Source organism: Amycolatopsis sp. NPDC024027 (assembly GCF_040638975.1).
GTDB lineage: Bacteria > Actinomycetota > Actinomycetes > Mycobacteriales > Pseudonocardiaceae > Amycolatopsis.
Map to the genome: position 1 here is coordinate 288350 of NZ_JBEZYY010000010.1, position 22723 is coordinate 311072.

The following is a 22723-nucleotide window of genomic DNA, read 5'->3' on the forward strand; positions in this document are numbered from 1 at the left end:
CACGTTACGAAGGTGCGGCCCGGTTTCCGAGGGTGCTAGGGAGCGGAAGTTTGCGGGGGTTAGCACTACCGCGGAGAACGGCCCGGCCTGCGCATAATGGGCGCCATGACAAGCGGAAGCCCGGTCGCCACGATGACGCGGTCGCTGCTGCGCGACGGCGGGCTCGCCACCCTGCGCGGCGGCGCGCTCGCCGTGGTCGCGGTGACCGAACTCGTGATGTTCGTCGTCGTGGTCACCGCCGGCTCGCTGATCGGCGTGGGCGTGGGACTGTTCATGCTGCCTCCGGCCGTGCTGCTGATGCGCGCCCTGACCGACCGGGTGCGCGCGTCGGCCGACGCGTGGTCCGGCGTGCGGATCGCCTCGCCGTACCTGCCGGAGCCGGCCGGGAGCTCGGCGCTGCGCCGCTGCCACCACCTGCTCGGCGACCGCGCGAACTGGCGCGACGCGCTGTGGTTGGTGGTGGACAGCTCTCTCGGCATCCTGCTGACGATCACGCCGCTTCTCCTGATCGCGCACGGCCTCCGCGGGCTGGCGATGCCGTTCCTGGTCGGCACCGAGGCGGCCGACTGGCTCGGCAGCTGGTACGTGGTGCTCCCGGTGGACGACCCGACGACGGCCTGGTTCGCCGCCATCCTCGGCCTGGCGCACTTCCCGCTCGCGCTGTGGAGCGCACCGCACCTGCTGAAGCTGCATGCGCGGCTCGCGGCCACGCTGCTGGCGCCGACCGAGGTGACCCGGCTGACGAACCGCGTGCAGCACCTGGCGGAAAGCCGCGACGACGCCGTGGGGTCCCAGGCGACCGAGCTGCGCCGCATCGAGCGCGACCTGCACGACGGCGCGCAGACCCACCTCGTCGCGATGGGGATGACGCTCGACGCCGCGATGCGCGTGCTCGACTCCCACCCCGAAGCGGCCCGGTCCTTGATGGACGAGGCGAAGAACAGCTCGGCCAAGGCGCTGCAGCAGCTGCGCGACCTCGTCCGGGGCATCCAGCCGCCGGTGCTGGTCGACCGCGGCATCGCGGACGCGATCCGCACCCTGGCCATCGAAAACCCGCTGCGGATCGAGACGACGATCGACCTGCCCGGCCGGCCGTCGCTGGCGGTCGAGACCGCCGCGTACTTCTCGGTGTCCGAACTGCTGAACAACGCGATGAAGCACTCCGGGGCGCGGAGCGGCGCGATCAACGTCCACTACGAGTTCGGCCGGCTGGTGATCAACGTCAGCGACAACGGCGGCGGCGGCGCGGACACCGAAGGCGGCACGGGACTGCGTGGCATCGAGAAGCGGCTCGCCCCGCTCGACGGCTTCATCACGATCCTCAGCCCGCTCGGCGGCCCGACCATGGTGACGATCGAAATCCCGTGCGCCTTGGAGCTCTGAGGCCCGTCAGTGCTTCAGGTAGGCCAGCACCGCCAGGACCCGCCGGTTGGCGTCCTCGGACTGCGGCAGGTTCAGCTTGGCGAGGATGTTGTTGATGTGCTTGGAAACGGCCTTCTCGGAAACCACCAGCACGCCCGCGATGCTGCTGTTGGACCGCCCTTCGGCCATCAGCTTGAGGACTTCGCGCTCCCGGGTGGTCAGCCGCTCCAGGCGGTCGTCGCGGGTGTTGTGCGTCAGCAGCCGGGTCACGACGTCCGGGTCCATCACCGTGCCTCCGAGAGCGACCTGGCGGACGGCGTCCACGAACTGGTCGCCGTGGAACACGCGGTCCTTGAGCAGGTAGCCGACCGAACCCTCGCCGTCGGCGAGGAGTTCGTCGGCGTACAGCCGTTCCACGTACTGCGAAAGGACGAGCACCGGGAAGCCCGAGATCCGGCGGCGGGCTTCGATCGCGGCGCGCAGGCCCTCGTCGGTGAACGACGGCGGCAGCCGGATGTCGACGATCGCGATGTCCGGCCGTTCGCGCAGCATCGCTTCGAGCAGGTCCGGCCCGTTGTCCACCGCCGCGCTGACCTCGAATTCGTGCGCCTCGAGCAGCCGCACCAGACCGTCCCTGAGCAGGAACTGGTCTTCACCGATGACCACGCGCACTTTTGTCCGTCCCCCGCTTCGAGCCCGACCACGACGACCCTCATCATAGGGCTGCCTCAGTCGGACCCGGCCACCACGCAGATCCCCAGCGCACCGCGGCGCGGGTCGTAGTCGGCCAGCAGCACCGGACCGGCGGCCGGGCCACCGGCGAGCGGCGCCCAGAGCCCGGTGCACGGGAACTCGGGCGGCGCGACGATCGCCCCCGGCCAAGCACCCGCCGCCCGGGCGAGCCCGCTGCCGATGACGACCGTTTCCGCCGGCTCGAACTCCGGCAGGGCGTCCGGCGCCACTTCGGGTTCGTAACCGACGCGGACCGTCCGGCGCCCGCCCGCCTCGAACAGCAGGGCCGTGGCGGCGTCGCCGATCCGGCCGGGCACGTCGTACGGTGTGACGCCCTGGTCCATGATCAGAACGAGGACGCGCCGGTAGTCGTGGCGCCGCGCGTAGGAACCGGCGATGCGCAGCGCGGTGAACGGGGCCAGGCTTCCTTGCCCCGAAACGGAAAACACCAGCGGGTGGCCGGGGAGCACGGCGGTGAGGTTCACCGGCGCCGACAGCCGCGGGTCGAACTCCGGCGCCGCGTGCGCGACGATCGCGAGGTCGATCCGCTCGCCGGACAGCTGCCCGGCGAGCAGTTCGCGGGCCATCGCGAGGAAGGGGTTGCCGCGCGCCCGCGTCACCCGGCCGGGCCGGAAGCCGATGTCGTGCCCGCGGCTGAGGTCGGCGAAGTACCGGTGCAGCTCGGGAACGTCGATTTCGCGCTCGCCGGGCGGGAATTCACGCCGGGCCGCCAGCGCCAGGCGCAGCGGCAACGGCTGCAGGCCCGGCGATGGCGCGGCGGACAGGGTGGTCGTGGACGCGCGGTACATCGCCTAGCGCTCCGCGCCCACGGCGACCGGCGGCGCGAACTCGTGCAGGTGCTGGCGGCGCAGCAGGTCCGCGGGCTGGTCCCGCTCGCTGACGAGGTAGTGGCGTCCACCGTGGACGATGACTTCGGCCGGGTAGCCGTGGCTGAGGAAGAGCACCGGTGACGCCGTCGGGCCGTAGGCACCGGACCGCGTGACGCCGATCAGGTCGCCCGGGCGGACCGGCGGCAGCGCGGCCTTCTTGGCGAGCACGTCGTTGGGCGTGCACAGCGGGCCGGTCACCTGCCAGGTTTCGGTGGCGGGTTCGTCGATGCGGTTGAGCAGCCGGATCGGGAAGTCGCGCTTGACGTAGGACCCGATGCCGACGGCGGCCATGTGGTGGTTCGTGCCACCGTCGGCGACGGCGAAGTTCTGCCCCAGCGAGGTCTTCGTGTAGCGGACGCGGACGACGTAGGTCCCGGAGGTGGCGGTCAGGTACCGGCCGAGCTCCATGACCAGCCGCGTCGCCGGGTGCCGCTGCGCGAACTCGTCGATCACCGGGTTGAGCATCGAGGCGAGCAGATCGCGGTCGAGGTCCTTCTCGCCGTCGAAGTACGCGACCCCGAGGCCGCCGCCGACGTCGACCATGTCCAGCGGGAACCCGAGCTGCCGCGAAACGCGTTCGGCGAGTTCGAAGATGCGCCGCGTGTTTTCGACGATCGGCTCCTCGTCCAGGATCCGCGTTCCCATGTAGACCTGCACGCCCATCAGCCGCAGGTTCGGGTGCCGGTCGGCGAGGTCGGTGGCGGCGAGCAGCTGTTCTTCGTCGATGCCGAACTGGCGCGGCTTGCCGCCCATGGTGAGGCCCGAGCCCTTGACCGCGAAGCTGGGGTTCACGCGCAGGGTGACCCGCGCTTCGATCCCGCGTTCGCGCGCGAGCTCGTCGAGGACCGCCAGCTCGCCGAACGATTCGCAGACCACGGTGTAGACGCCTTCGTCCAGGCAGGCGGCCAGTTCCGCGGTGCTCTTGCCGGGGCCGAGGAAGATGATGTCCTCGCCGGCGACCCCGGCCCGGCGCGCGGTGATCAGTTCGGCCATCGACGACACCTCGGCCCGGGCACCGTGGGCGTGCAGCAGTGCGCACACCGAGATGTTCGGATTGGACTTCAGCGAATAGAAGATCTCCAGCCGCGGGTGCAGCTGCTCGCGAAGACCCAGCAGCCGGCCGCCCAGTTCGTCACCGTCGTAGACGAAGAGCGGGGTGCCGTAACGCTCCGCGAGTTCGGCGATGCCGACGCCCGAGATCTCGAATTCGACACTCATTGCAGTGCTCCTCATTTCCGGAAGACCATGGCGGAGAACGTCGACCCCAGGCCGACGGAAATCATCAGGTAGTGGGCGCCGGGCGCGATGAGCCCGAGGCCGTTGGCGGCGTGGTAGTTGAGAAAGGGGTCGGCGCAGAAGCAGTGCCCGGTCGTCCCGACGTTCTGCAGGAAGATCTTCGAGCGCGGGATGCCCAGCGCCGCGCTCGCGCGGACCCAGGAGATCTTGTTGACGTTGTGCGGCAGGACCAGGTCGATGTCGTCGACGGTCAGCCCGGCGGCCGCGATGGCTTCGAGCGCGACGTCGGCGACCGTGCCGGGGTAGATCTGCCGGAACTCGGCGGCCTGGTCGTCGTCGAGGATCACTTCGCCGCCCGGGCCGCCGAGCGTGGTGGTGGCGTAGCCGATCAGGGTGTCCTGGTCCTCGCCCGGTCCGACGAGCACCGCGGCGGTGGCCTCCCCCATGATCGCGGTATCGGGAATGACCTGCGCGGAGTGGGTGAACGCCTTTTCGCCGGTGAGGATCAGGGCGAGCGCGTCGGGATCGCCGTCGGCGGCCAGCAGCGTGCCGCACAGGTCGACGGCGAGCAGCCCGGAGGCGCAGGCGTGGTCGGTGAGGGTGAACAGGGTGGCGTGGGTGAGCCCGAGCGCCTCCCGCACGTCGACCATGGGGTCGACGGGGTACGGGTTCGCGGCCGGCATCGTCTTGGCGCGCACGACGTACCGGACGCGCTCTTCCCGGCCGCGCAGGGAATCGAGCTTGCTGACCGCACCGAGGATCATGTCCGCTTCGGACTCGTCCGAGCGGCAGACCTCGTCGAGGCCGTACATCCGCCGGAACCGGCGCAATTGCCCGGCGGAGAGGGCCAGCTCGTCCTGCAGCGATTCGATCGCCACGGTCGTCGGAACGTAAGTGGACACCGCCACCAGCGAAGTCATCGCACCGTCAACTCCCCTCGGGGTCCGCCACCGGTTCTCGGTCCGGCCCAGAATCGCGGCGTCCGCTGACGAGGCACTGACCAGCCGCTGACCCGGCGCTCAGGTGTGGATTTTCCGGCAGGGCACCGGCAGTTCCGCCAACGCGGCGAGGTTTCGGCCTCCGCGGCCGCATCCAGCGTGACGGTCTGGCCAGCCGCCGCCCGGGGATCAGGCGTGGATCTTCCGCCGAGGCACCGCCAGCTCCCCCAACGCGGCCAGCGCCTCGGCCTCCGCAGCCGCATCACCCAGATCCCGCGCCAGCCTCACCGCCCGCTCATGCAGCAACCCCGCCTCACCATGACGACCGGCCGCCGCGTGCACCCGGCCCAGCGCGGTCGTGGCCATCCGCTCCCACCACCGGTCACCGACCTCCTGAGCCAGCGTGACGGCCTGGCGGAGGCAGTTCGCCGCCTCTGTCGCGTCGCCGGCGTCGTGGTGGAGGCGGCCCAAGCCGGTCAAGGCCATGCTTTCGGCCCAGCGGTCCCCCGCCGCGCGGGCGTACGCCAGGCCGTGCTCGAGGTGCCCGCGGGCGTGGCTGGGTGCGGCCGTGAAGCCGAGCCCGATGGCGGCCAGTGCTTCGCCCCAGCGGTCGCCGACCTCCTGGGCCAGGTCCAGGGCGCGCCGGAAGTCCGCCGCGCTCTCCGCCCGGCGGCCGGCGTGGTAGTGGAGGTCGCCGAGGCCGACCAGTGCGCGGGCTTCGCCGCACCGGTCGCCGGCCGCGCGGTACAGCTCGGCCGCGTGGCGGTGGTGCGTCAGCGCCTCCTCGTGGCTCCCGCCGCGGGCGTGGATGAACCCGAGGTGGTTGTGCGTCTTGGCCTGCCCCCACCCGTCGTCGTTCGCGCGGTCGAGCGCCAGCGCGCGGTGGTGCTGGCCGACCGCCTCCGCGAAGTCGCCGCTGCGCCAGTGGCCGAGCCCGAGGTTCTTGCGCAGCTCCGCTTCCGCGATCGGATCGCCCAGCTCGCAGACCACGCCCAAGGCGAGCCGGTGGGTGCGCAGCCAGTCGTCCACGTGCCCGCGGACGAAGTAGAACCGCCACAGCGTCTGGACGAGCTGCCAGCAGTGCTGCGGCCGGTCCCGGGCCGCCGCCGCGGCGACCGCGGCGAGGTTCACCCGTTCGGCTTCCAGCCAGGCGAGTGCCTCGGCCGCGGTGCCGAACTCCGGTCCGCTCGCCGGCGGGGACCCGGCCGGCCGGAACCGTTTCCTCGTCGGCTCCAGCACGTCGGCCGCTCGCCCCGCGACGTGCAGGTAGTAGTCGGACATCCGGCTCGCCGCCGCTTCCCGGTCCGCGGCGGGGCCGGCGAGGCCGGTGGCGCGGGCGTGGTCGCGGATCAGGTCGTGGAACCGGTAGCGGCCGAGCGCGGGCTGGGCCAGCAGGTGGACGTCGACGAGGTCCTCGAGGAGCCGTTCGGTCTCGCAGGGTTCGCGGCCGGCGATCGCCGCGGCGGCACCGGCGTCGACGTCGGTGCCGGGGAACTCGCCGAGCAGCCGGAACAGCCGTTGCTGCGGCTCGGTGAGCTGGCGGTAGGAGAGCGTGAACGCCGCCCCCACGCCGCGGTCGCCGGTGCTCAGCTCGGCCAGCCGCCGGTGCTCGTCGCGCAGCAGGCCGGCCAGGTGACTCATCGTCCACAACGGACGGTCGCGGAGCCGGGCGGCGGCGATCCGCACGGCGAGCGGCAGGTAGCCGCAGAGCCGGGTGATCTCGTCGACCGCCGGATCCGGCCCGGTGCGGTCCGGACCGGCGACCCGGGTGAGCAGCTGCGCGGCTTCGGCGGGCGCGAGGACGTCGAGCGAAACCGTTGTCACGACGTCGATGCTGGTGAGCCGGGACCGGCTGGTGATCAGCACGAGCGAGCCAGGGCCGCCGGGCAGCAGCGGGCGCACCTGGGCGGCGCCGGCCGCGTCGTCGAGCACCACCAGCGCGTGACGGCCGGCCAGCAGCGACCGCCAGAGCGCGGCGCGCTGGTCCAGCCGTTCGGGGATCCGGGCGCCGTCCACGCCGAGCTGGCGCAGCAGCGAGTCGAGCGCGGCCTCGGGGGCCAGCGCGCCGTCCGGGCCGTGGGCGTGCAGGTCGGCGAACAGCTGCCCGTCCGGGAACCGGTCGGCGAACCGGTGGCCGAGGTGCACGGCCAGCGCGGTCTTGCCGACGCCGGCCATCCCGCAGATGCCGTACACCGCGGGCCGGCCGGCGCCGCCGGTCAGCCGGACCGTCTCGGCCACGCGCCCGACGAAGGGGTCGACGTCGCGCGGGAGGTAGTTGCCGGTGCCGAAGAGCCGGGCCGCGGCGGGGACCTCCTGGCGCAGGACGTGCAGCTGGGCGGCCCGGATCTCCGGCCCGGGCTCGATGCCGAGTTCGGTCGCCAGCCGCGCGTGCAGGGTGTCGAACAGCGCGAGCGCGGCCGCCTGCCGCCCGCTGCCGGCGAGGGCGACCATGAGCCGGGCGTGCAGGCCCTCGTGCATCGGTTCGTCTTCGCGGATGGTCTCCAGGTGCGCGACGACCTCGTCGTGCCGCCCGAGGGCGATCCCCGCATCGGCGTGGGCGAGGGCGGCGGACAGCCGTCGCCGGGAGAGGGCGGCCACCGCGGAGTGCCGGTGCAGGGCCTCGTGGCCGGCGAGCACCGGGCCGCGCCAGCAGGCCATCGCCGCGTCGAGGGCGCGGAAAGCGGCTTCGCGGTCGCCGCCGGCCTGCGCGGCCCTGGCCTCGTCGAGCCGGGCGTCGAACCGCAGGACGTCGAACCGGCCGGGCTCGCCCTCGAGCCGGTAGCCGCCGCGCCCGGTGGCCGCCAGCCGCAGCTGCGGGTGCAGCAGCCCCCGCAACCGGCGCACCGCGCTGCCGATCAGGTCGAGGTGCGACCGGGGCGGCCGGCTGCCCCAGAGGACGTCGACGATGTCGTCCACGGCGACCGCCCGGTTCGGCTGCAGGGCCAGCAGGCCGAGCAGCCGCGCCCACCGGGCGTCGCCGGGGTGCTGCTGTTCACCGCGGGTTTCGACGAGCAGCGGCCCGAGGACGCCGACCCGGGTCGTGGTCCCGGCCGGCGTGCCCGGCCCGGGTTCGAGGGCGGCGAGCAGCTGCCGGATCGACGCCGGCCGCGGATTCCGCGTGCGGCCTTGTTCGAGGTAGCGCACGGCCCGGACGCTGACGCCGGCCCGCCGCGCGAGATCGGCCTGCGTGATGCCCAGCTCACCCCGGCGCCGCCGGAGCAGCGCCGAGAACGGCTCCCCCGCCGCGCCGGCGCGTTCGGTGTGCGGATGGCCTCCCCTGCCCGTGTCCACCCGGCCGATTCTGCCAGCGCCGGGGTGCCCGGGCATCCGGCGACCGGACCAGGCCCGGCACCCGATCGGCTCAGGCCGGCGGCTCCCCGAAGGCCTTGAGCAGCAACCGGTGCAACGTCTCCCGCTCGCCCGGGTTCAGCCGGGCGAGCAGCTCGCCGGTCACCGCGTTCGAAACCTCCTCGACCTTGCCCACCGTGGCGTGGCCGCGCTCGGTGAGGGTGAGGACGTGCCGGCGGCGGTCCTCGGTGTCGCGCTTCCGCGACACCCAGCCCGCCGCCTCCAGCCGGTCGAGCACCTTCACCAGGTCGCTGCGGTCCAGGCCGAGCCGGTCCGCGACGCGCTGCTGGGACAGCGGACCGGACTCGCCGATGCAGACCAGGACGTAGTAGTCGCGCAGGGCGACCCCGTGGCCGGCCAGCGCCGTGTCGATCCGGCCGACACCGCTGCGGTGCAGCTGGCCCATCACGTAGGTGGGCCAGCGCAGCAACGCGCGGGGCCGTTCGGACGAGGAAGCGGACATGCCGGCGAGCATAGGGCGGGCCGCGGGTGGGCGGAATTGTAGGGTACCCCTACAGTATGGGTCATGAACGAACTTCCGATCGCGCTGGTCACCGGCGCGAGCCGCCCGGAGGGGCTCGGCTTCGCCGTCGCCCGCGAGCTCGCCGTCCGCGGCCACCACGTCGTCCTCGCCGGCCGGAACCCCGACCGGACCCGCACGCTGGCCCGGCAGCTCGCCGGCGAAGGACACTCCGCCGACGCGGTGCGCCTCGACGTCACCGCCCCGGCCGACGTCGCCGCGTGCGCGGAATTCCTGCGCGGCCTCGCCGGCCGGCTCGACGTTCTGGTCAACAACGCCGCCGCCATGCCCGACTTCACCACGACGTCCCTGCTGGGCGCCGACCTCACCGAGGCCCGCACCGCCTACGACGTCGACGTCCTCGGCAGCTGGGCGCTCGTGCAGGCCTGCCTGCCGCTGCTGCGGGCCGCCCCCGCCGCCCGGATCGTCAACGTCTCCAGCGGCGCCGCCGCGCAGATCGCCGCCGGGACCGGCCTCCGCGGAGGCGTCCGGTCCCCCGGCTATTCCCTGGCCAAGTACGCCCTCAACGCCTTCACCGCGACCCTCGCCGCCGAACTGCGCGAAACCGGCATCCTGGTCAACGCCGTCGACCCCGGCTCGGTCGCCACCCACCCCGAACGCGGCGACGACGCCGCCGACCGCTCCCCCGCGGAAGCGGCCCTCGACGTCGTCCACGCGGCGACCCTGCCGGCCGGCGGGCCGACCGGCGCCCTGCTCAGTGCCGGCGACCCAGCGCTTCGCGCTTGACGAACCCGATCACGCCGGTCGCGACGAACAGCACCGCGCCCACGATGATCAGCCAGAACAGGCTCTTGACGACGATGCCGAGCACGACCAGGACGGCCCAGACCACGAGCAGGGCGACGAGGATTCCCATGGCGATTCCCTTCTGAACTTCTCAGGAGGGAAATACCCCGCCCGCGGGGCGCCTACTCCCGCCGCACCCGTCCGGGGCAGGCTCCGCGGGCACGCGGTGAGCCGGTGATCAATGGGTTTCCGTGGCGTAGCCGCCGTCGATGGCGAGGGTGGCGCCGGTGATGTTGCCCGCCACCCGGTCGCTGGCCAGGAACGCCACCAGGTTCGCCACTTCCGCGGGCCGGGTGAACCGGCCGGTGACGGCGTGGGCCGCTGCTTCGTCCGCGACCGAGTCCGGGTTCGCGCCCGTGGTGGCGGCCAGGGTTTCGGCCACCCCGCCGGCGCCGAGCCACAGGTCCGTCGCGACCGGGCCCGGGTTGATCGCGTTGGCGCGGATGCCGCGGGGCCCGAACTCCTTCGACACCGACTTCGTGAAGTTGACCAGTGCCGCTTTCGCCGCGCTGTAGTCGATGACGCCGGGGTCCGGCAGGATCGCGTTGACCGAGGCGACCGTGACGATGCTGCCCCGGCCCGCGGTCACCATCGTCGGCAGCACCGCCCGCGTCGCCCGGACCGCGCTCAGCAGGTTCAGCGTCACCGATCGCATCCACTCGTCGTCGGTGACCAGCAGGAAGCCGTTCGGCCGCGGGGAGACGGCGCCGACGTTGTTGACCAGGACGTCGATGCGCCCGAACTCGGCCAGGGCCAGCTCGGCGAGCCGGCCCGGGCCGTCGGCGGTGCCGAGGTCGACGGCGAGTGCGTGCGCTTTCCCCGCCTGGACGAGGGCGTCCAGGTCCGGTCCCGGCACCCGCGCGCCGGCCACGACGTGCGCGCCCTCCGCGACGAGGGCTTCGGTGACGGCCAGGCCGATGCCGCGGCTGGCTCCGGTGACGACGGCGACCGCGCCGGCCAATCCGAGGTCCACGGGCTCAGATCCCCTGCTCGCGCAGCCAGCCGAGCACGGCGTCGGCGACCTCGCGCCAGCCGCTGTCGATGGTGAGCGAGTGTCCCCGGCCCTCGAACTGCTTCAGCTCGGTCACCGCGGTGGAATCCCGGTACTGCTTGAAGGTCGAGCGGGTGACGACGTCCGGGACGGTGTGGTCCGCCGTCCCGGAGATCAGCAGGAGCGGGCCGCGGTCCGCGCGGCCGGTGTCGACCGCGGCCTGGGAGTGCAGCACGAAGTTCGCGGCCGCCGCCTGGAACAGCGGCCGGGCCGGGGACGGGATCGTCCAGCGCCGGTACAGCGCCGACGATTCCTCGTCGGTCAGCGCGTTGCCGAAGCCGAACCGGAACTCCTTCTCGGTCAGTGACACGGACCGGTGGAGGTTCGCCGGGTTGCCCAGGGCCGGCAGGCCGGCCCGCAGCTGGGCCAGCGGCAGCGGCAGGACGCCTTTGATCTGCGCGGGGTCGATGGCGACACCGGCGAGGCCGATCCCCTGCCCCAGCAGCTTTTCGGTGATCAGGCCGCCGAAGGAGTGCCCGATGATCACCGGCGGCCGCTCGAGACCAGCGATGATCGACGCGAAGTGGCCGGTGGCGTCGTCGATGCCGGTGTCCGCGACGGCGTCCGGGTTTTCCCGGGCCAGTTCGACGGTTTCGGGCTCGTGCGGCCAGCCGGGCGCGAAGGGCGCGTACCCGGCCGCCCGGAAGTGGTCGATCCAAGGGGTCCACGAGGTGGCGTGCAGCCACAGCCCGTGGATGAACACGACGGGGGTGCCCGGCTCGGCCATCGGATCCTCCAGTTCGCCCGGGTGGTCCCCGAAGCCAACCCGACGGACGCCCGGGCGTCCAAGACCCGTTGTGCCCGGATCGATAGCCGTGGTGGCATCGTTGGCGCTCCCGACCCTTTGCGCGGAAGGCCCGCATGGACCTCGACCTCAGGCTGGTGCGGTACTTCGTCACCGTCGCCGACGAACTGCACTTCGGCCGGGCGGCGGCGAAGCTGTTCATCAGCCAGCCGACGCTGTCCAAGCAGATCCGCAAGCTCGAAGCCGACGTCGGCGGCGCCCTGCTGGTCCGCGACAGCCGCCACGTGGCCCTGACCCCGCGCGGCGACCGGTTCCTGCACCTCGCCCGGCAGCTGCTGGCCACCGCGGACCAGATGCTGCGCGAACCCGCCCCGCACCACCTGCGGATCGCCCACATCTTCGAGCTGGACACGAGCCGGGTGGTGGCGGACGCGTTCCTCGCCGCCCACCCCGCCGTCCGGCTCGTCCAGAGCCAGATGGACAGCGCGCGCCAGCTCACGGCGCTGCTCGAGGGCCACCTGGACGTGGCGATCATCCGCGTCACCGGGGCGATGAAGGCGGCCCACCCGGCGGGCTGGCGGCACCGGCTGCTGCGGCTGGAGCCGTTCCGCCTGGTCGGCCGGCCCGGCGACCCCCGCCGCGCGGCGGTGTCGGTGCACGAGCGGCCGATCGAGGTCTTCGCGGACGCACCCGGCACGGCGCTGTACAACGTGCACGGCCGGTACTTGAGTTCGCTGGAGCAGCACACGGGACTGGCCCTGCGCTGGCTGGGCAACCCGGGCACGTTCGACACGTGCCACGCCGCACTCACCCGCGCGCCGGACAGCGCTTACCTGCTGGAGTTCGACAGCTACGCCAGGCGGTACGAAGATCTCGGGATCCCGACGTCCCGGCCGCAGGAGCTGCAGCCGGTGTACCCGTGGTCGCTGGCCTGGCGGGAGGGCGAGCGGCCGGAGATCGTCCGGACGTTCCTGGAAGTGGCCGAGGAGCTCGCGGCGCGGCTGCACTGGCTGCATCCCGAGCGGGCGGACGGGGTGCCGCTTTGGGCGCCACCGGAGGACCTCGCCGTCGCCACCGGGTGAGGGACCGGGTCACGGAACTGCGTGAGCCGGTCGAAGCACCGCTCGACCACGTTGCGCTGCCGGTGAGCCTCGGGATCGAAGGCCGGTGGTCGCCCACCGCGGGCGCCTTCGGCCGCGCGGCGGGCGATCCGAGTCCTTCCCCGTCGAGGGCGAGGACTTCGACTCCGTCGCCGCATCCCCCTTTTCCGGGCGCCGGCCGACCACAAGTTCGCGTTGATCACTCACCGGACACGTCCTACTCGGCCAGGCGGTGCAGCACGATCATCCCGCCGTGGGCGGCTTCGTCGGACCGCTGGTCGTCCGTGGACACGTATCGCTCGACGAGAGCGAGGATCCCGCGCTCCAGTTCGGCCGCGTCCTCGGCGGACAGGTGGACGGCGAACCGGAGGAAGATGCGCACCGAGTCGGGACCGGCCGCGCGCAGTTCGTCCTGAACGGCTTCGATGGGCGCCAGTGCCGCGTCGAATTCGGTGTTCGGGGGGTCGTCCAGCCACCACGATCGCGCCTTGGCGCGGTACGGCTTCTCCAGCGCGCCGCTGTCGCCGGTGCGGACGGGCGCCGGTTCGAGCAGACCCGCCTCGATCAGCTGGCGCACGTGGTACAGCACCGTCCCGGGATCGCGGTCCAGCCGGTCGGCGAGCTGCTTGTTGGTCAGCTCGCCCTGCCAGCACAGCCGCAGGATGCGCAGCCGCAGCGGATGGGCCAGGGCCTTGGCCTCGCTCACCGTGGCCTCGCGCCGCGGCACCGACGAGGAAGCAGCTCCGGGTTCAGCCATGGGCGAAGGCTAGTACACGCTGATGGACTTTTCTCCATCGATGTGAAATTCTCCACCAATGGGGACATCGCTCGGTGGCGGGTACTGGCGGCTGTGGACGTCGGCCGCCCTGTCCAACCTCGCGGACGGGATCCTCAAGTTCGCGCTGCCACTGCTGGCGATCGGCTACACGCGCTCACCGGCCCTGATCGCCGGCCTGACGTTCGCGTTCACGCTGCCGTGGCTGGTCTTCGCGTTGCCGGCGGGTGCGATCGCCGACCGCCGGGACCGCCGCTCGCTGATGCTGCTCGCGAACGTCGCCCGCGCCACGCTGCTCGCCGGGCTCCTCGTGACCGTGCTGCTCGACGCCGGCTCGATCTGGATCCTGTACGTCGCCGCGCTCGGCACCGGAATCGCGGAAACGTTCTACGACACGGCGTCCCAGGCGATCGTGCCGCAGCTGGTCGGACGCGACAAGCTGCCGAGAGCGAACAGCCGGCTGTACGCGGCCGAGACGACGGCGCTGGAGCTCGCCGGTCCCCCGGCAGCGGGCCTGCTCGTCGCCACCGCGGCGGCGCTGTCGCTGGAAACGCCGATCGTCCTCTGGGCCGCGGCGATCGTCGTGCTCCTGTTCGTCCGCGGCTCGTTCAAGGTGGGGACCACCGATCGGCGTCCCGAGCTGCGCACCGAGATCGCCGAGGGACTGCGCTTCGTGTGGCGCACCGGCATCCTGCGCACGTTCACCGTGATGACGGGGATTTTCAACTTCGCCAGCAGCGCGATCCAGGCCGTTCTCGTGCTGTACGCCGTAGGCCCGGCTTCGGCGATGGGGCTGTCGGAGCAAGCCTACGGCTGGCTGCTCAGCCTGGTCGCCGCCGGCTGCCTCGCCGGTTCCTTCTTCGCCGAGCCGGCCGAACGCGTGCTGGGCACGGCACGCGCCATCGGCGTCTCCTTCTTTCTCGGCGCCGCGTCGCTGGGCGTGCCGGCGTTGACGGCCGACCCGGTGATCATCGGCGCCGCTTTCTTCGTCGGCGGTGTCGGCCTCATCGTCTCGAACGTCACGACGGTCTCCCTGCGCCAGCGGGTCACGCCGGACCGGCTTCTCGGGCGGACCAACAGTTCCCACCGCCTGGTGGCCTACGGCACGCGGCCCCTCGGCGCGCTCGCGGGCGGGCTGCTCGCCCAGAGCTTCGGCCTGCAGACGGTGTTCGCCGTGATGAGCCTGCTGGCCGTGTCCACCGTCTTCGGCGCGACGAAGGTGACCGCCACGGCGGTGGCCGAAGCCGAACGCCACGCCGTGCGGAGCTCGCCCTAGTCGTCGCCGGTGACGGCGGCCAGCCGCTCCTGCACCCGCGCGTGGCGGAACTGGTACACGCCCCCGGCCTGCCTGAGCACCCCGCGCCGGTGGGCGTCGTCGAGGAAGTGCATCAGGCGCCACGGCAAGCGGCCCGTGGCCGCCAGCCAGAGGTGGTGGACGAAGTAGTTGCCCCACGCCCGGGTGACCAGGACCGTCAGGCCGATGCCCACGCCGAAACACACGCCGGCCACGATCGGGGTCATCGCGTTCGTCGCCGCCGGGAACACCTGGCCGCCCGCCAGCGCGGCCGCCACGCCGTAGCACACCGCCGCCACGCCGCGGCCCATGAAGAACCCGAACGACGCGCCCGCCACCCCGGCCGCGATGGCCAGCGCCAAGTCGTAGCGGCCACCGAGCACCGGGAGGAACCGGGTCTGCGCGGTGAACGCGAACGCCATCCCGTCGAACAGCCCCAAGGACACCAGGAACGACACCGACAGCGCGATCGCGCCGGTCCGTTCGTTGCGCAGGATCGTCCCCGGGCTCGACACGCGGCTCGCGTCGACCGGTTTCGCCAGCCACACGTGCACCGCGAACACCAGGCCGAACACCAGCGCCAGGAAGCCGACCAGGCCGGCCGCCAGCGACCAGCCCAGGCCGAGCAGGACACCCACCACGGCACCGATCGCGAAGCGGCCGGCGAACTTCCGGGCCGCGCCGGCGAACCGCAGCTCCGTGCGCAGCGGCTCCGGCGGCCGGCCGAAGCGGTGGCTCAAGCCGGCGGCGCCACCGAACGACAGCCCGTAGACCGCGGCCAGGACCGGTCCGTCGTCGACCCAGCCGGTGATCACGAAGAACACCGCGACCAGCACGCCGACCAGGACCGACCGGGTTCCGGCGGGCACCGCGCGGTACAGCTGCCACCAGGCCAGGTCGCGGCTGCGCGCGCGTTCGAGGTGCCGGGCCAGGAACCCGAGCCAGCGGGTGGCCTGCTCCGCGGTGTAGCGCCCGGACGGGCTCGTCTTCGGGTTCCGCCCCGGTGACTGCGGCGCCGGCGCGTAGGCGTTGGGGACGAAGGAGTCGAGCAGCTGCCCTTCGAGGGCCGCGGCGTCTTCGGTGGCGAGCAGTTCCGCGGGATCGGCCGGCGGCCGGCCGTAGCCGATCCGCGCGAGGTCGACCATCAACGGCGTCCGCAGCACCCGGGCGAGGGCGGCGTCCGGATCGCGGCGCAGCCGGTCGGCGACGGGAAGCCAGCGGTCTTCGCCCTGCCGCGCGGACAGGTAGGTGATCGCCTCCTGCCGCACGACCGGTTCGAGCCGCACCACCGTGGCGGCGCCCAGCACCGTGCCGGACTCGCGCGTCGCCTGCTCGTACTCGGCGGAACGGCAGGTCAGCACCAGCGAGCGTCCCACGCCCATGGTCTGGTCCAGGGCGTCCAGCGCGGCGACGCGCAGGTCGGCCGGCATCTCGTCGAGGCCGTCGAGGACCGGGACGACGTGGCCGCCGAGGACGAGCCGGGTCGGGGCGTCGGGCCCGTACTCGCGGGCGTTGAGCAGGGCCGGGTGGTTGTCGGCGAGCCGGGCCGCCAGCCACCGGTCGAGGTGCTCCCGCCGCGGGTCCCACGACGCCAGCGACAACAGCACCGGGACGGGAGCCTCCGGGGTGCGGGTGCGCAGCAGCTCCAGGGTCAGCATCAGGGCGAGCACCGACTTGCCCGAGCCGGGATCGCCCAGCACGACCAGCTGCCGCGCGGGCAACGCGGTGAACGTCGCCGCGATGTCGTCGAGGTCGCCGCGCGGCGCGGGTTTCCCGGGGCGCGCGACCGCCGACCAGCGCAGCCTGATCGGCTGTGGCCGGTGCAGCGACCGCAGCTCGGCTTCCGCACGCCACTGCCACGTGACGGCCTCGGCCAGCTCGGTGACCGCCCGGTCGAACTGGTGCTGCGCCGGGGGTTCCGGCTCGGGGTCCCCGGCGCCCGGCGTGGCCTCGGCGAGGATCTGCTCGTGGAGCCGCCGCAGGTCGGGATTCGGGTCGACGCCGAGTTCGTCGGCCAGCCGCCGGCGCAGGCCGTGGAACAGCGTCGAGGCTTCGGCGTAGCGCCCTTCCTTCGCGAGGGCGCGCATCAGGAGGAGGTGGGACAGCTCGCGCGTCGGGTGCTCGCCGCAGAACTCCGTCAGGTCGCGGACGACTTCCCCCGTTTCGCCGAGCCGCAGCCGCCATTCGGCACAGAGTTCGACGGCGTCGGCGCGTTGTTCGTCGAGCAGCGCGGCCCGGCCGGCGAGCGTGGCCGTCCGCAGCCCGTCGAGCGCGGGACCGCGCCACAAGGCGAGCGCGGTGCGGATTTCGTCGACGGCGTCGGCGAGTTCGGCCTGCCCGGCGAGTCCCCGGGCCACGGCGACGTGCCGGCGGAAGCGCAGGGAGTCGAGATCGTCGGCGTCGATCTGCAGGCGGTACCCGGGACCATCGGTGACGATCGCCCCGCCGAGCTCGCCGAGCCGGCCCCGCAACGCGGAAACGCAGTTGCGCACCTGCTTCACGGCCGTCGCCGGCGGCTCGTCGTCCCAGAGCGCGTCGATCATGCGCTCCACCGGCACGACGGCGCCCGCGTTGAGCAGCAGCACGGCGAGCGCGCGCTGCTGCCGCGGGCTCGCCAGCGCGACCCGGCTCCCGTACGCCGTCACTTCCAGCGTTCCGAGAATCCGGAACCTCATCGCAACCCCCTGGTCGTCAAGGCAGGCCCGGCTTCGGAACGCGCAGGTGGAGCGGCGAAATGCCGGCGCGAGGACGAAACGAGGACGGCGTCCGGAACCCTAGGGGCACGGTGAACGAGGGGGAATGCCGGGGCGACCCGGTGGCGGGCGCGTCGTTGGGGGTCGCGCCCTCCGCCGGGACCGCTCGGCGACGACAGCGGCGAGTTCTTAGCCGTTTCTTAAAACCTCGCCTGGCCGCCACCCCGCCCGCCTCGGACAATCGGCAGAGTGCTGATCGTGATCGCCGACGACGAGGACGCCGTGTGCGACTCCCTGTCGCGCACCCTGCGGTTCGAGGGCTATGCCGTCGAGATCGCCAAAGACGGCCGGGCCGCCCTCGAGGTCATCCGGGAGCGCGAACCCGACGGGGTCATCCTCGACGTCACCATGCCGGTGCTCGACGGCCTGGAAACCTGCCGGCGGCTGCGGGCCGCCGGGAACCTGGTGCCCGTGCTGATGCTCACCGCCCGCGGTGACGTCACCGCGCGGGTGGCGGGTCTGGACGCCGGCGCCGACGACTACCTCGCCAAGCCGTTCTCCCTCCAGGAGCTGCTCGCCCGCGTCCGGGCCCTGCTCCGGCGCGCGCGGTACGAAGCCGTCGCCGAGTCGCCGGCCGACCTGCGCTTCGACGACCTCGCGCTCGACCCGGCCACGCGGGAAGTCGTGCGCGCGGGCCGTCCGGTGCGGCTGACGCGGACCGAGTTCGCCATCCTCGAGCTCTTCCTGCGCCACCCGCGGCAGGTGCTCACCCGGTCCGTCCTGTTCGAACACGTGTGGGGCTTCGACTTCGGCAACAGCTCGAACAGCCTCGACGTCTACCTCGGCTACCTGCGCAAAAAGCTGGAAGCCGGCGGCGGCGGCCGGCTGCTGCACACCGTGCGCGGCGTCGGCTACGTCCTGCGCGAGGACCCGCTGTGAGGCTGCGCGGGCTGGGCCGGCGCAAACTCACCCTGCGCGCCCGGGTCGCGGTCCTCTCCGCGCTGGGCGTCGCGCTCGCCGTCGTCGTGGTGTCCCTCGCCGGCTGGTGGCTGATGCACGGCCGGATGTACGAGGACCTGGACCTCCGGCTGAGCGCCGACGCCGCCCAAGCGGTGCAGGCCACGACCCCCGAGGAAGCAGCGCGCAGCCTGCACGTCGCCGACGAGCTGCCGGACACCTGGTCCGACGACGACCCGCCCACGGAAATCCAGCAGCTGATCCGGCTAGCCGGGTTGCCGCCACCCGTGGTCGTCCGGTTCCTCGACAGCCGCGGGCACGCCGTGTCCGCCGGCGCCGGAGCCGAATGGCTGGGGACGGTGACTTCGCCCGCCGCCCGCGTCGCGAGGAGCGGAACCGGCCAGGACCTCGCCGACGCGGAGGCCGGGGACGAGACGGTCTACCGCGTGCTCACCACGGCCCGGCCCGGCGGTGCGGTCCAGGTGGCCGCCCGCGTCACCGGCATCGAAGGGACCCTCGACGACCTCCGGGTCCTGCTCACCTGGATCGGGCTCGCCGGCGCCGCCCTCGCGGGTTTGGTCGGCTGGGGCGTCGCGCGGGCGGGCCTGCGGCCGGTCGACCGGCTCACCGGCGCCGTCGAGACGGTGGCCGAGACGCACGACCTGGACAGTTCGATCCCGGTGGCCGGGCACGACGAGATCGCCCGGCTCGCCACCGCGGTCAACCACCTGCTGACCGCGCTCGCCGCGTCGAAGGCCGCCCAGCAGCAGCTCGTCGAGGACGCGGCTCACGAGCTGCGGACCCCGCTGACCAGCCTGCGCACCAACGTCGAACTGCTCACCTACGCCGAGCAGCAGCTCGGCTCCGGCCGGACCCTCGCCCCGGACGACCGCGCCCGGCTGCTGCGGGATCTCGGGGTCCAGGCCGAAGAGCTGACCACCCTCACCACCGAGCTGGTCGAGCTGGCCGCGGAGAACACCGACCCCGAGCCGTTCGGGCCGCTCGACCTCGCCGACGTGGTCCACAGCGCCGTCATCCGCGCCCGCGCCCGCTGGCCGCAGGTCGTCTTCACCGTCTCGGCCACGCCCGCGAGCCTGACCGGTCAAGCGGGCGGGCTGTCCCGCGTCGTGCTGAACCTGCTCGACAACGCCGCGAAGTGGAGCCCGCCCGGCGGCACCGTCCGGGTCCGGCTGTCCACAACGGACGGACAGGCCGAGCTGACCGTCACCGACGAAGGACCGGGCATCGACGAAGAGGACCGGCCGAAGGTCTTCGAGCGCTTCTACCGGGCCACCGGGGCCCGTTCGATGCCCGGGTCCGGGCTCGGGCTGGCCATCGTGGCGCAGATCGTCGGGACCCACGCGGGCAGCGTCGTGGCGGGGCCGGCCCCGGACGGCGGGGCCGAGCTGCGCGTGCGGCTGCCGCCGGACCGCGTTTCTTAACCGGCTCGGAGGCGGTTCTTAAGGTTCTTTCACCCGCGGACACGAAGTTCGAGTCGTGTCCTCCGTCGAAACGATCCGCCCCGCCCCCGCGGCGCTGCGGCAAGGCCGCACCGCCGGGCCGTGGGCCGCCGCCGCGATCGCGTGCTTCGGCCTGTCCGTGGTCACCGCCCTCGTCCTGCACGTCACCCAGGCCGCCGCGGTCGATCCGGTGCGGCAGGTGATCAGCGACTACGCCCTGTCCGCCGGCGCCGGCGGGTTCGCCGTCTGCGTGCTGACGCTGGCGGCCGGCACCGGCTTCCTGCTGGCCGGGCTGGCCAGGGCCGGGCTGCCGGTGACCCGGCCCGTCGTCGCACTGGCCGGCTGCTGGGGTGCCGGCCTGACCCTGTGCGCGTTCTTCCCGACCACCCCCACCGGCGCGCCGATGACGCTCGCCGCCGGGGTCCACCGCTGCGCGGGCCTGGTGCTGTTCGTCAGCCTGCCGGCCGCGGCCGGGCTCCTCGCCCGCGGCGCCGCGAACCACCCGGTGCACCACGGCCTCGCCGCCCGGCTGCAGCGGTACACCGACTGGGCGTGGGCCGCCCTCACGGTTTTCCTGCTGAGCCAGCTGCCGGTGCTCCTCGCGCCGTCGCACGGCTTCGACGGCCCGCTGTTCCAAGGGCTCGCCGAACGGCTCGTGCTCGTCGTCTACCTCGTCCTGCTCGGCGAGCCGGCCCTCGCCGTCCTGCGTTCCGGGAGGAAATCATGCTGACCATGGCCATCGGCCTCGCCGCCGCCGGCGCGTGCTGCTTCGCCGGCACCGTCCACTTGCAACACCGAGCCGTCCGCGGCGCGGCCACGGGCTCGACGCTGCGGCTGTCCGGGATCCGGGCGATCCTGCGCACGCCCGGCTGGTACGCCGGGATCGGGCTGGCCGGGCTGGGAGCCGCGCTGCACGTCCTCGCGCTCACCATGGCGCCACTCGCCGTGGTGCAGCCGATCGGCGTGCTCACCCTGGTGCTCACGGTCCTGCTCGCGCGGATCCCGCTCACCCGGACCGTCCTCGCCGCGCTGGCGATGAGCGTCACCGGGCTGGCCGGTTTCGTCGCGCTGTCCGCCACCGTCACGAACGCCGCCCTGCCGGCCCCCGCCCTCGGGACCGCGCAGTGGGCGCTGCTCGCCGCCGCCGGACTGGCCGCGGCGGCCCGGTACACCCGTGGCCGGACCCGGGCCCTGCTCGCCGCGCTCGGCACGGCGGTCCTCTTCGGACTCACGTCGGCGCTGATCCGGGCGGCGGCCGTCGCGCCGCTCGCCGGCGGCCTGGCCGTCGCCGTGGTCACCGAGGCGGTGGCGGCGACCCTCGCCGGGGCGTGGCTGCTGCACCAGGCCTACGCGAGCGGACCCGCCCCGATCGTGGCCGGCGCGACCACCATCGCCGACCCGCTCAGCGCGGTCCTCATCGGCGTCTTCGCCTACGGGGAGCTGGCTCCGGGACAGCTCGCCGGACCGGCCGTACCCGGGTTCGTCGCGGTGGCCGGGCTCGTGCTGCTCGCCCGCGCGCTGCCGGCACCCGTCGCACCCGCACGCCGGACGCACCGCGATGGCCCGCTGCGGATCGCGATCGCCGCGGACACCTACCCGCCCGACGTCAACGGCGCTGCGAACTTCGCCCACCGGCTGGCGTCCGGCCTGGCCGGGCGCGGGCACGACGTCCACGTCCTCTGCCCGTCGCCCGGCGGCGCGACGTTCACCGAGTCGGTGGCCGGGGTGACCGTCCACCGGCTCGGTTCGGTGCGCACACCGTTCCACCCGACGTTCCGGATCTGCCCGCCCTGGCGGACGGCCAAGGCCGTGCCGGCGCTGCTCGCCGGCATCGACCCCGACGTCGTGCACACCCAGGCGCACTTCCTCGTCGGCCGCAGCGCGGTCCGCGCCGCCACCGCGACCGGCGTGCCCGTGGTCGCCACCAACCACTTCATGCCGGAGAACCTCCTGGGTTACGGCCCGCTGCCGCGCTGGACCCACCGCCCGCTGGCCCGGCTGGCGTGGCGCGATCTCGTCCGGGTCTTCGACCGGGCGACCGTCTGCACCACCCCGACGCCCCGGGCCGCCGGGCTGCTCGAACGCAACGGCCTGAACCGGCCGGTGCTGGCGATCTCCTGCGGGGTCGACCGCGCGCACTACGCCGGGCCGTCCGCCGAGCCCGCCGGCCGGCCGGCGGTGTTGTTCGTGGGCCGGCTGGACGCGGAGAAGAACGTCCACGAGCTCCTGGAAGCCACCGTCGCGCTGCCCCCGGACGTGCGGGTCGAGCTCGTCGGCGACGGCAGCGAACGCGCCCGGCTGGAGGCGCTGGCCGCCCGGCTGGGCATCGCGGACCGGGTGACCTTCCACGGGTTCGTCCCGGACGAGGAGCTGGTGCGGGCCTACCGGCGGTGCGCCGTGTTCTGCATGCCCGGCACCGCCGAGCTGCAGAGCCTGGCGACGATGGAGGCGATGGCCGCGGGCAAGCCGGTCGTGGCCGCCGACGCGATGGCCTTGCCGCACCTCGTGCGGCCCGGGCACAACGGCTGGCTCCACCGGCCCGGCGACGTCGCGGACCTGGCCGCCCGGCTCACCGCCGTCCTGGCCGACGAGCCCGCCCGGAGGGCGATGGGCCAGGCCAGCCTCGAGCTGATCGCCGCGCACGACCTGGATTCCATAGTGGACACCTTCGAGGGGGTGTACCTCGACGTCGCGGGCCGTCCGGCGGCCGTCGCCCTCCGGGGGTGAACCGTCACCGGCAAAATTGCCGGTCGCCTCCCCGTCACCGCCACCGAAACCGCAGCTCAGGCGCGTGCGGGCGCCCTCGGCCGCAGGC

Annotated in this window: 19 protein-coding genes; 8 read left to right on the forward strand and 11 right to left on the reverse strand. The window is 73.5% G+C overall.

All coding sequences use genetic code 11. From position 1 onward, the window contains the following. Positions 1 to 105: 105 nt before the first annotated feature. Complete coding sequence (locus AB0F52_RS25450; RefSeq protein WP_360175766.1) at positions 106 to 1383, forward strand: sensor domain-containing protein; 1278 nt, start codon at positions 106 to 108, stop codon at positions 1381 to 1383. Between the two features lie 6 nt (positions 1384 to 1389). Here AB0F52_RS25450 and AB0F52_RS25455 read toward each other — a convergent pair whose 3' ends face one another. The 6 genes from AB0F52_RS25455 to AB0F52_RS25480 all read right to left on the reverse strand — a co-directional run bounded on the left by AB0F52_RS25455 (position 1390) and on the right by AB0F52_RS25480 (position 8969). Then, positions 1390 to 2034: a response regulator transcription factor gene (locus AB0F52_RS25455; RefSeq protein ID WP_360175769.1), complete on the reverse strand. Its 645-nt coding sequence runs from the start codon at positions 2032 to 2034 to the stop codon at positions 1390 to 1392. A 56-nt stretch (positions 2035 to 2090) separates the two neighbouring features. Beyond that, positions 2091 to 2903 carry a hypothetical protein gene (locus AB0F52_RS25460; protein WP_360175772.1) on the reverse strand — a complete coding sequence of 271 codons (813 nt, stop codon included), beginning with the start codon at positions 2901 to 2903 and terminating at the stop codon, positions 2091 to 2093. 3 nt (positions 2904 to 2906) lie between these two features. Then, on the reverse strand, positions 2907 to 4202 hold the full coding sequence (locus tag AB0F52_RS25465; protein WP_360175775.1) for a type III PLP-dependent enzyme: 1296 nt from the start codon (positions 4200 to 4202) through the stop codon (positions 2907 to 2909). Between the two features lie 11 nt (positions 4203 to 4213). Continuing rightward, on the reverse strand, positions 4214 to 5140 hold the full coding sequence (locus tag AB0F52_RS25470) for a 3-oxoacyl-[acyl-carrier-protein] synthase III C-terminal domain-containing protein (protein ID WP_360175778.1): 927 nt from the start codon (positions 5138 to 5140) through the stop codon (positions 4214 to 4216). Between the two features lie 207 nt (positions 5141 to 5347). Further along, the gene (locus AB0F52_RS25475; protein WP_360175781.1) at positions 5348 to 8449 is read right to left on the reverse strand and encodes a BTAD domain-containing putative transcriptional regulator; all 3102 of its coding nucleotides are present in this window, start codon (positions 8447 to 8449) and stop codon (positions 5348 to 5350) included. A 70-nt stretch (positions 8450 to 8519) separates the two neighbouring features. Next, positions 8520 to 8969, reverse strand: a complete 450-nt coding sequence (locus AB0F52_RS25480; RefSeq protein WP_360175784.1) for a MarR family transcriptional regulator — start codon at positions 8967 to 8969, stop codon at positions 8520 to 8522. 63 nt (positions 8970 to 9032) lie between these two features. Between AB0F52_RS25480 and AB0F52_RS25485 the strand changes: the two genes are divergently transcribed. After that, the gene (locus AB0F52_RS25485; RefSeq protein WP_360175787.1) at positions 9033 to 9773 is read left to right on the forward strand and encodes an SDR family NAD(P)-dependent oxidoreductase; all 741 of its coding nucleotides are present in this window, start codon (positions 9033 to 9035) and stop codon (positions 9771 to 9773) included. Here AB0F52_RS25485 and AB0F52_RS25490 read toward each other — a convergent pair. From AB0F52_RS25490 to AB0F52_RS25500, 3 genes are all read right to left on the reverse strand, one after another. Continuing rightward, positions 9742 to 9903, reverse strand: a complete 162-nt coding sequence (locus AB0F52_RS25490; RefSeq protein ID WP_360175790.1) for a hypothetical protein — start codon at positions 9901 to 9903, stop codon at positions 9742 to 9744. The genes AB0F52_RS25485 and AB0F52_RS25490 overlap by 32 nt on opposite strands. A gap of 108 nt (positions 9904 to 10011) precedes the next feature. Continuing rightward, positions 10012 to 10806 (reverse strand): SDR family oxidoreductase, encoded by a 795-nt coding sequence (locus tag AB0F52_RS25495; protein WP_360175793.1) that lies wholly within the window; start codon positions 10804 to 10806, stop codon positions 10012 to 10014. 4 nt (positions 10807 to 10810) lie between these two features. Beyond that, positions 10811 to 11611, reverse strand: coding sequence for an alpha/beta fold hydrolase (locus AB0F52_RS25500; protein WP_360175796.1), 801 nt, complete (start codon positions 11609 to 11611; stop codon positions 10811 to 10813). A 134-nt stretch (positions 11612 to 11745) separates the two neighbouring features. Here AB0F52_RS25500 and AB0F52_RS25505 point away from each other — a divergent pair, with 134 nt between their 5' ends. Beyond that, the gene (locus tag AB0F52_RS25505) at positions 11746 to 12711 is read left to right on the forward strand and encodes a LysR family transcriptional regulator (protein ID WP_360175799.1); all 966 of its coding nucleotides are present in this window, start codon (positions 11746 to 11748) and stop codon (positions 12709 to 12711) included. Positions 12712 to 12946: 235 nt separating this feature from the next. Here the strand turns inward: AB0F52_RS25505 and AB0F52_RS25510 are convergent, their stop codons facing one another. Continuing rightward, the gene (locus tag AB0F52_RS25510) at positions 12947 to 13486 is read right to left on the reverse strand and encodes a winged helix-turn-helix domain-containing protein (RefSeq protein WP_360175802.1); all 540 of its coding nucleotides are present in this window, start codon (positions 13484 to 13486) and stop codon (positions 12947 to 12949) included. Between the two features lie 58 nt (positions 13487 to 13544). On the opposite strand from AB0F52_RS25510, the gene AB0F52_RS25515 reads away from it, so the two are divergent. Further along, a complete protein-coding gene (locus AB0F52_RS25515; protein ID WP_360175805.1) occupies positions 13545 to 14780 on the forward strand; it encodes an MFS transporter in 1236 nt (411 codons plus the stop codon). Here AB0F52_RS25515 and AB0F52_RS25520 read toward each other — a convergent pair. Continuing rightward, on the reverse strand, positions 14777 to 17473 hold the full coding sequence (locus tag AB0F52_RS25520) for a BTAD domain-containing putative transcriptional regulator (RefSeq protein ID WP_360175808.1): 2697 nt from the start codon (positions 17471 to 17473) through the stop codon (positions 14777 to 14779). The genes AB0F52_RS25515 and AB0F52_RS25520 overlap by 4 nt on opposite strands. 267 nt (positions 17474 to 17740) lie before the next feature. Here AB0F52_RS25520 and AB0F52_RS25525 point away from each other — a divergent pair, with 267 nt between their 5' ends. Genes AB0F52_RS25525 through AB0F52_RS25540 form a run of 4 tightly spaced genes read left to right on the forward strand, consistent with a single transcriptional unit; the run spans position 17741 to position 22635 of the window. Next, positions 17741 to 18430, forward strand: coding sequence for a response regulator transcription factor (locus AB0F52_RS25525; protein WP_360175811.1), 690 nt, complete (start codon positions 17741 to 17743; stop codon positions 18428 to 18430). After that, positions 18427 to 19890: a HAMP domain-containing sensor histidine kinase gene (locus AB0F52_RS25530; RefSeq protein WP_360175814.1), complete on the forward strand. Its 1464-nt coding sequence runs from the start codon at positions 18427 to 18429 to the stop codon at positions 19888 to 19890. Before AB0F52_RS25525 ends, AB0F52_RS25530 begins: the two co-directional genes overlap by 4 nt. Positions 19891 to 19945: 55 nt before the next feature. Continuing rightward, positions 19946 to 20638, forward strand: coding sequence for a DUF998 domain-containing protein (locus AB0F52_RS25535; RefSeq protein ID WP_360175817.1), 693 nt, complete (start codon positions 19946 to 19948; stop codon positions 20636 to 20638). Beyond that, positions 20632 to 22635: a glycosyltransferase gene (locus tag AB0F52_RS25540; protein ID WP_360175820.1), complete on the forward strand. Its 2004-nt coding sequence runs from the start codon at positions 20632 to 20634 to the stop codon at positions 22633 to 22635. Before AB0F52_RS25535 ends, AB0F52_RS25540 begins: the two co-directional genes overlap by 7 nt. Positions 22636 to 22723 lie beyond the last annotated feature (88 nt).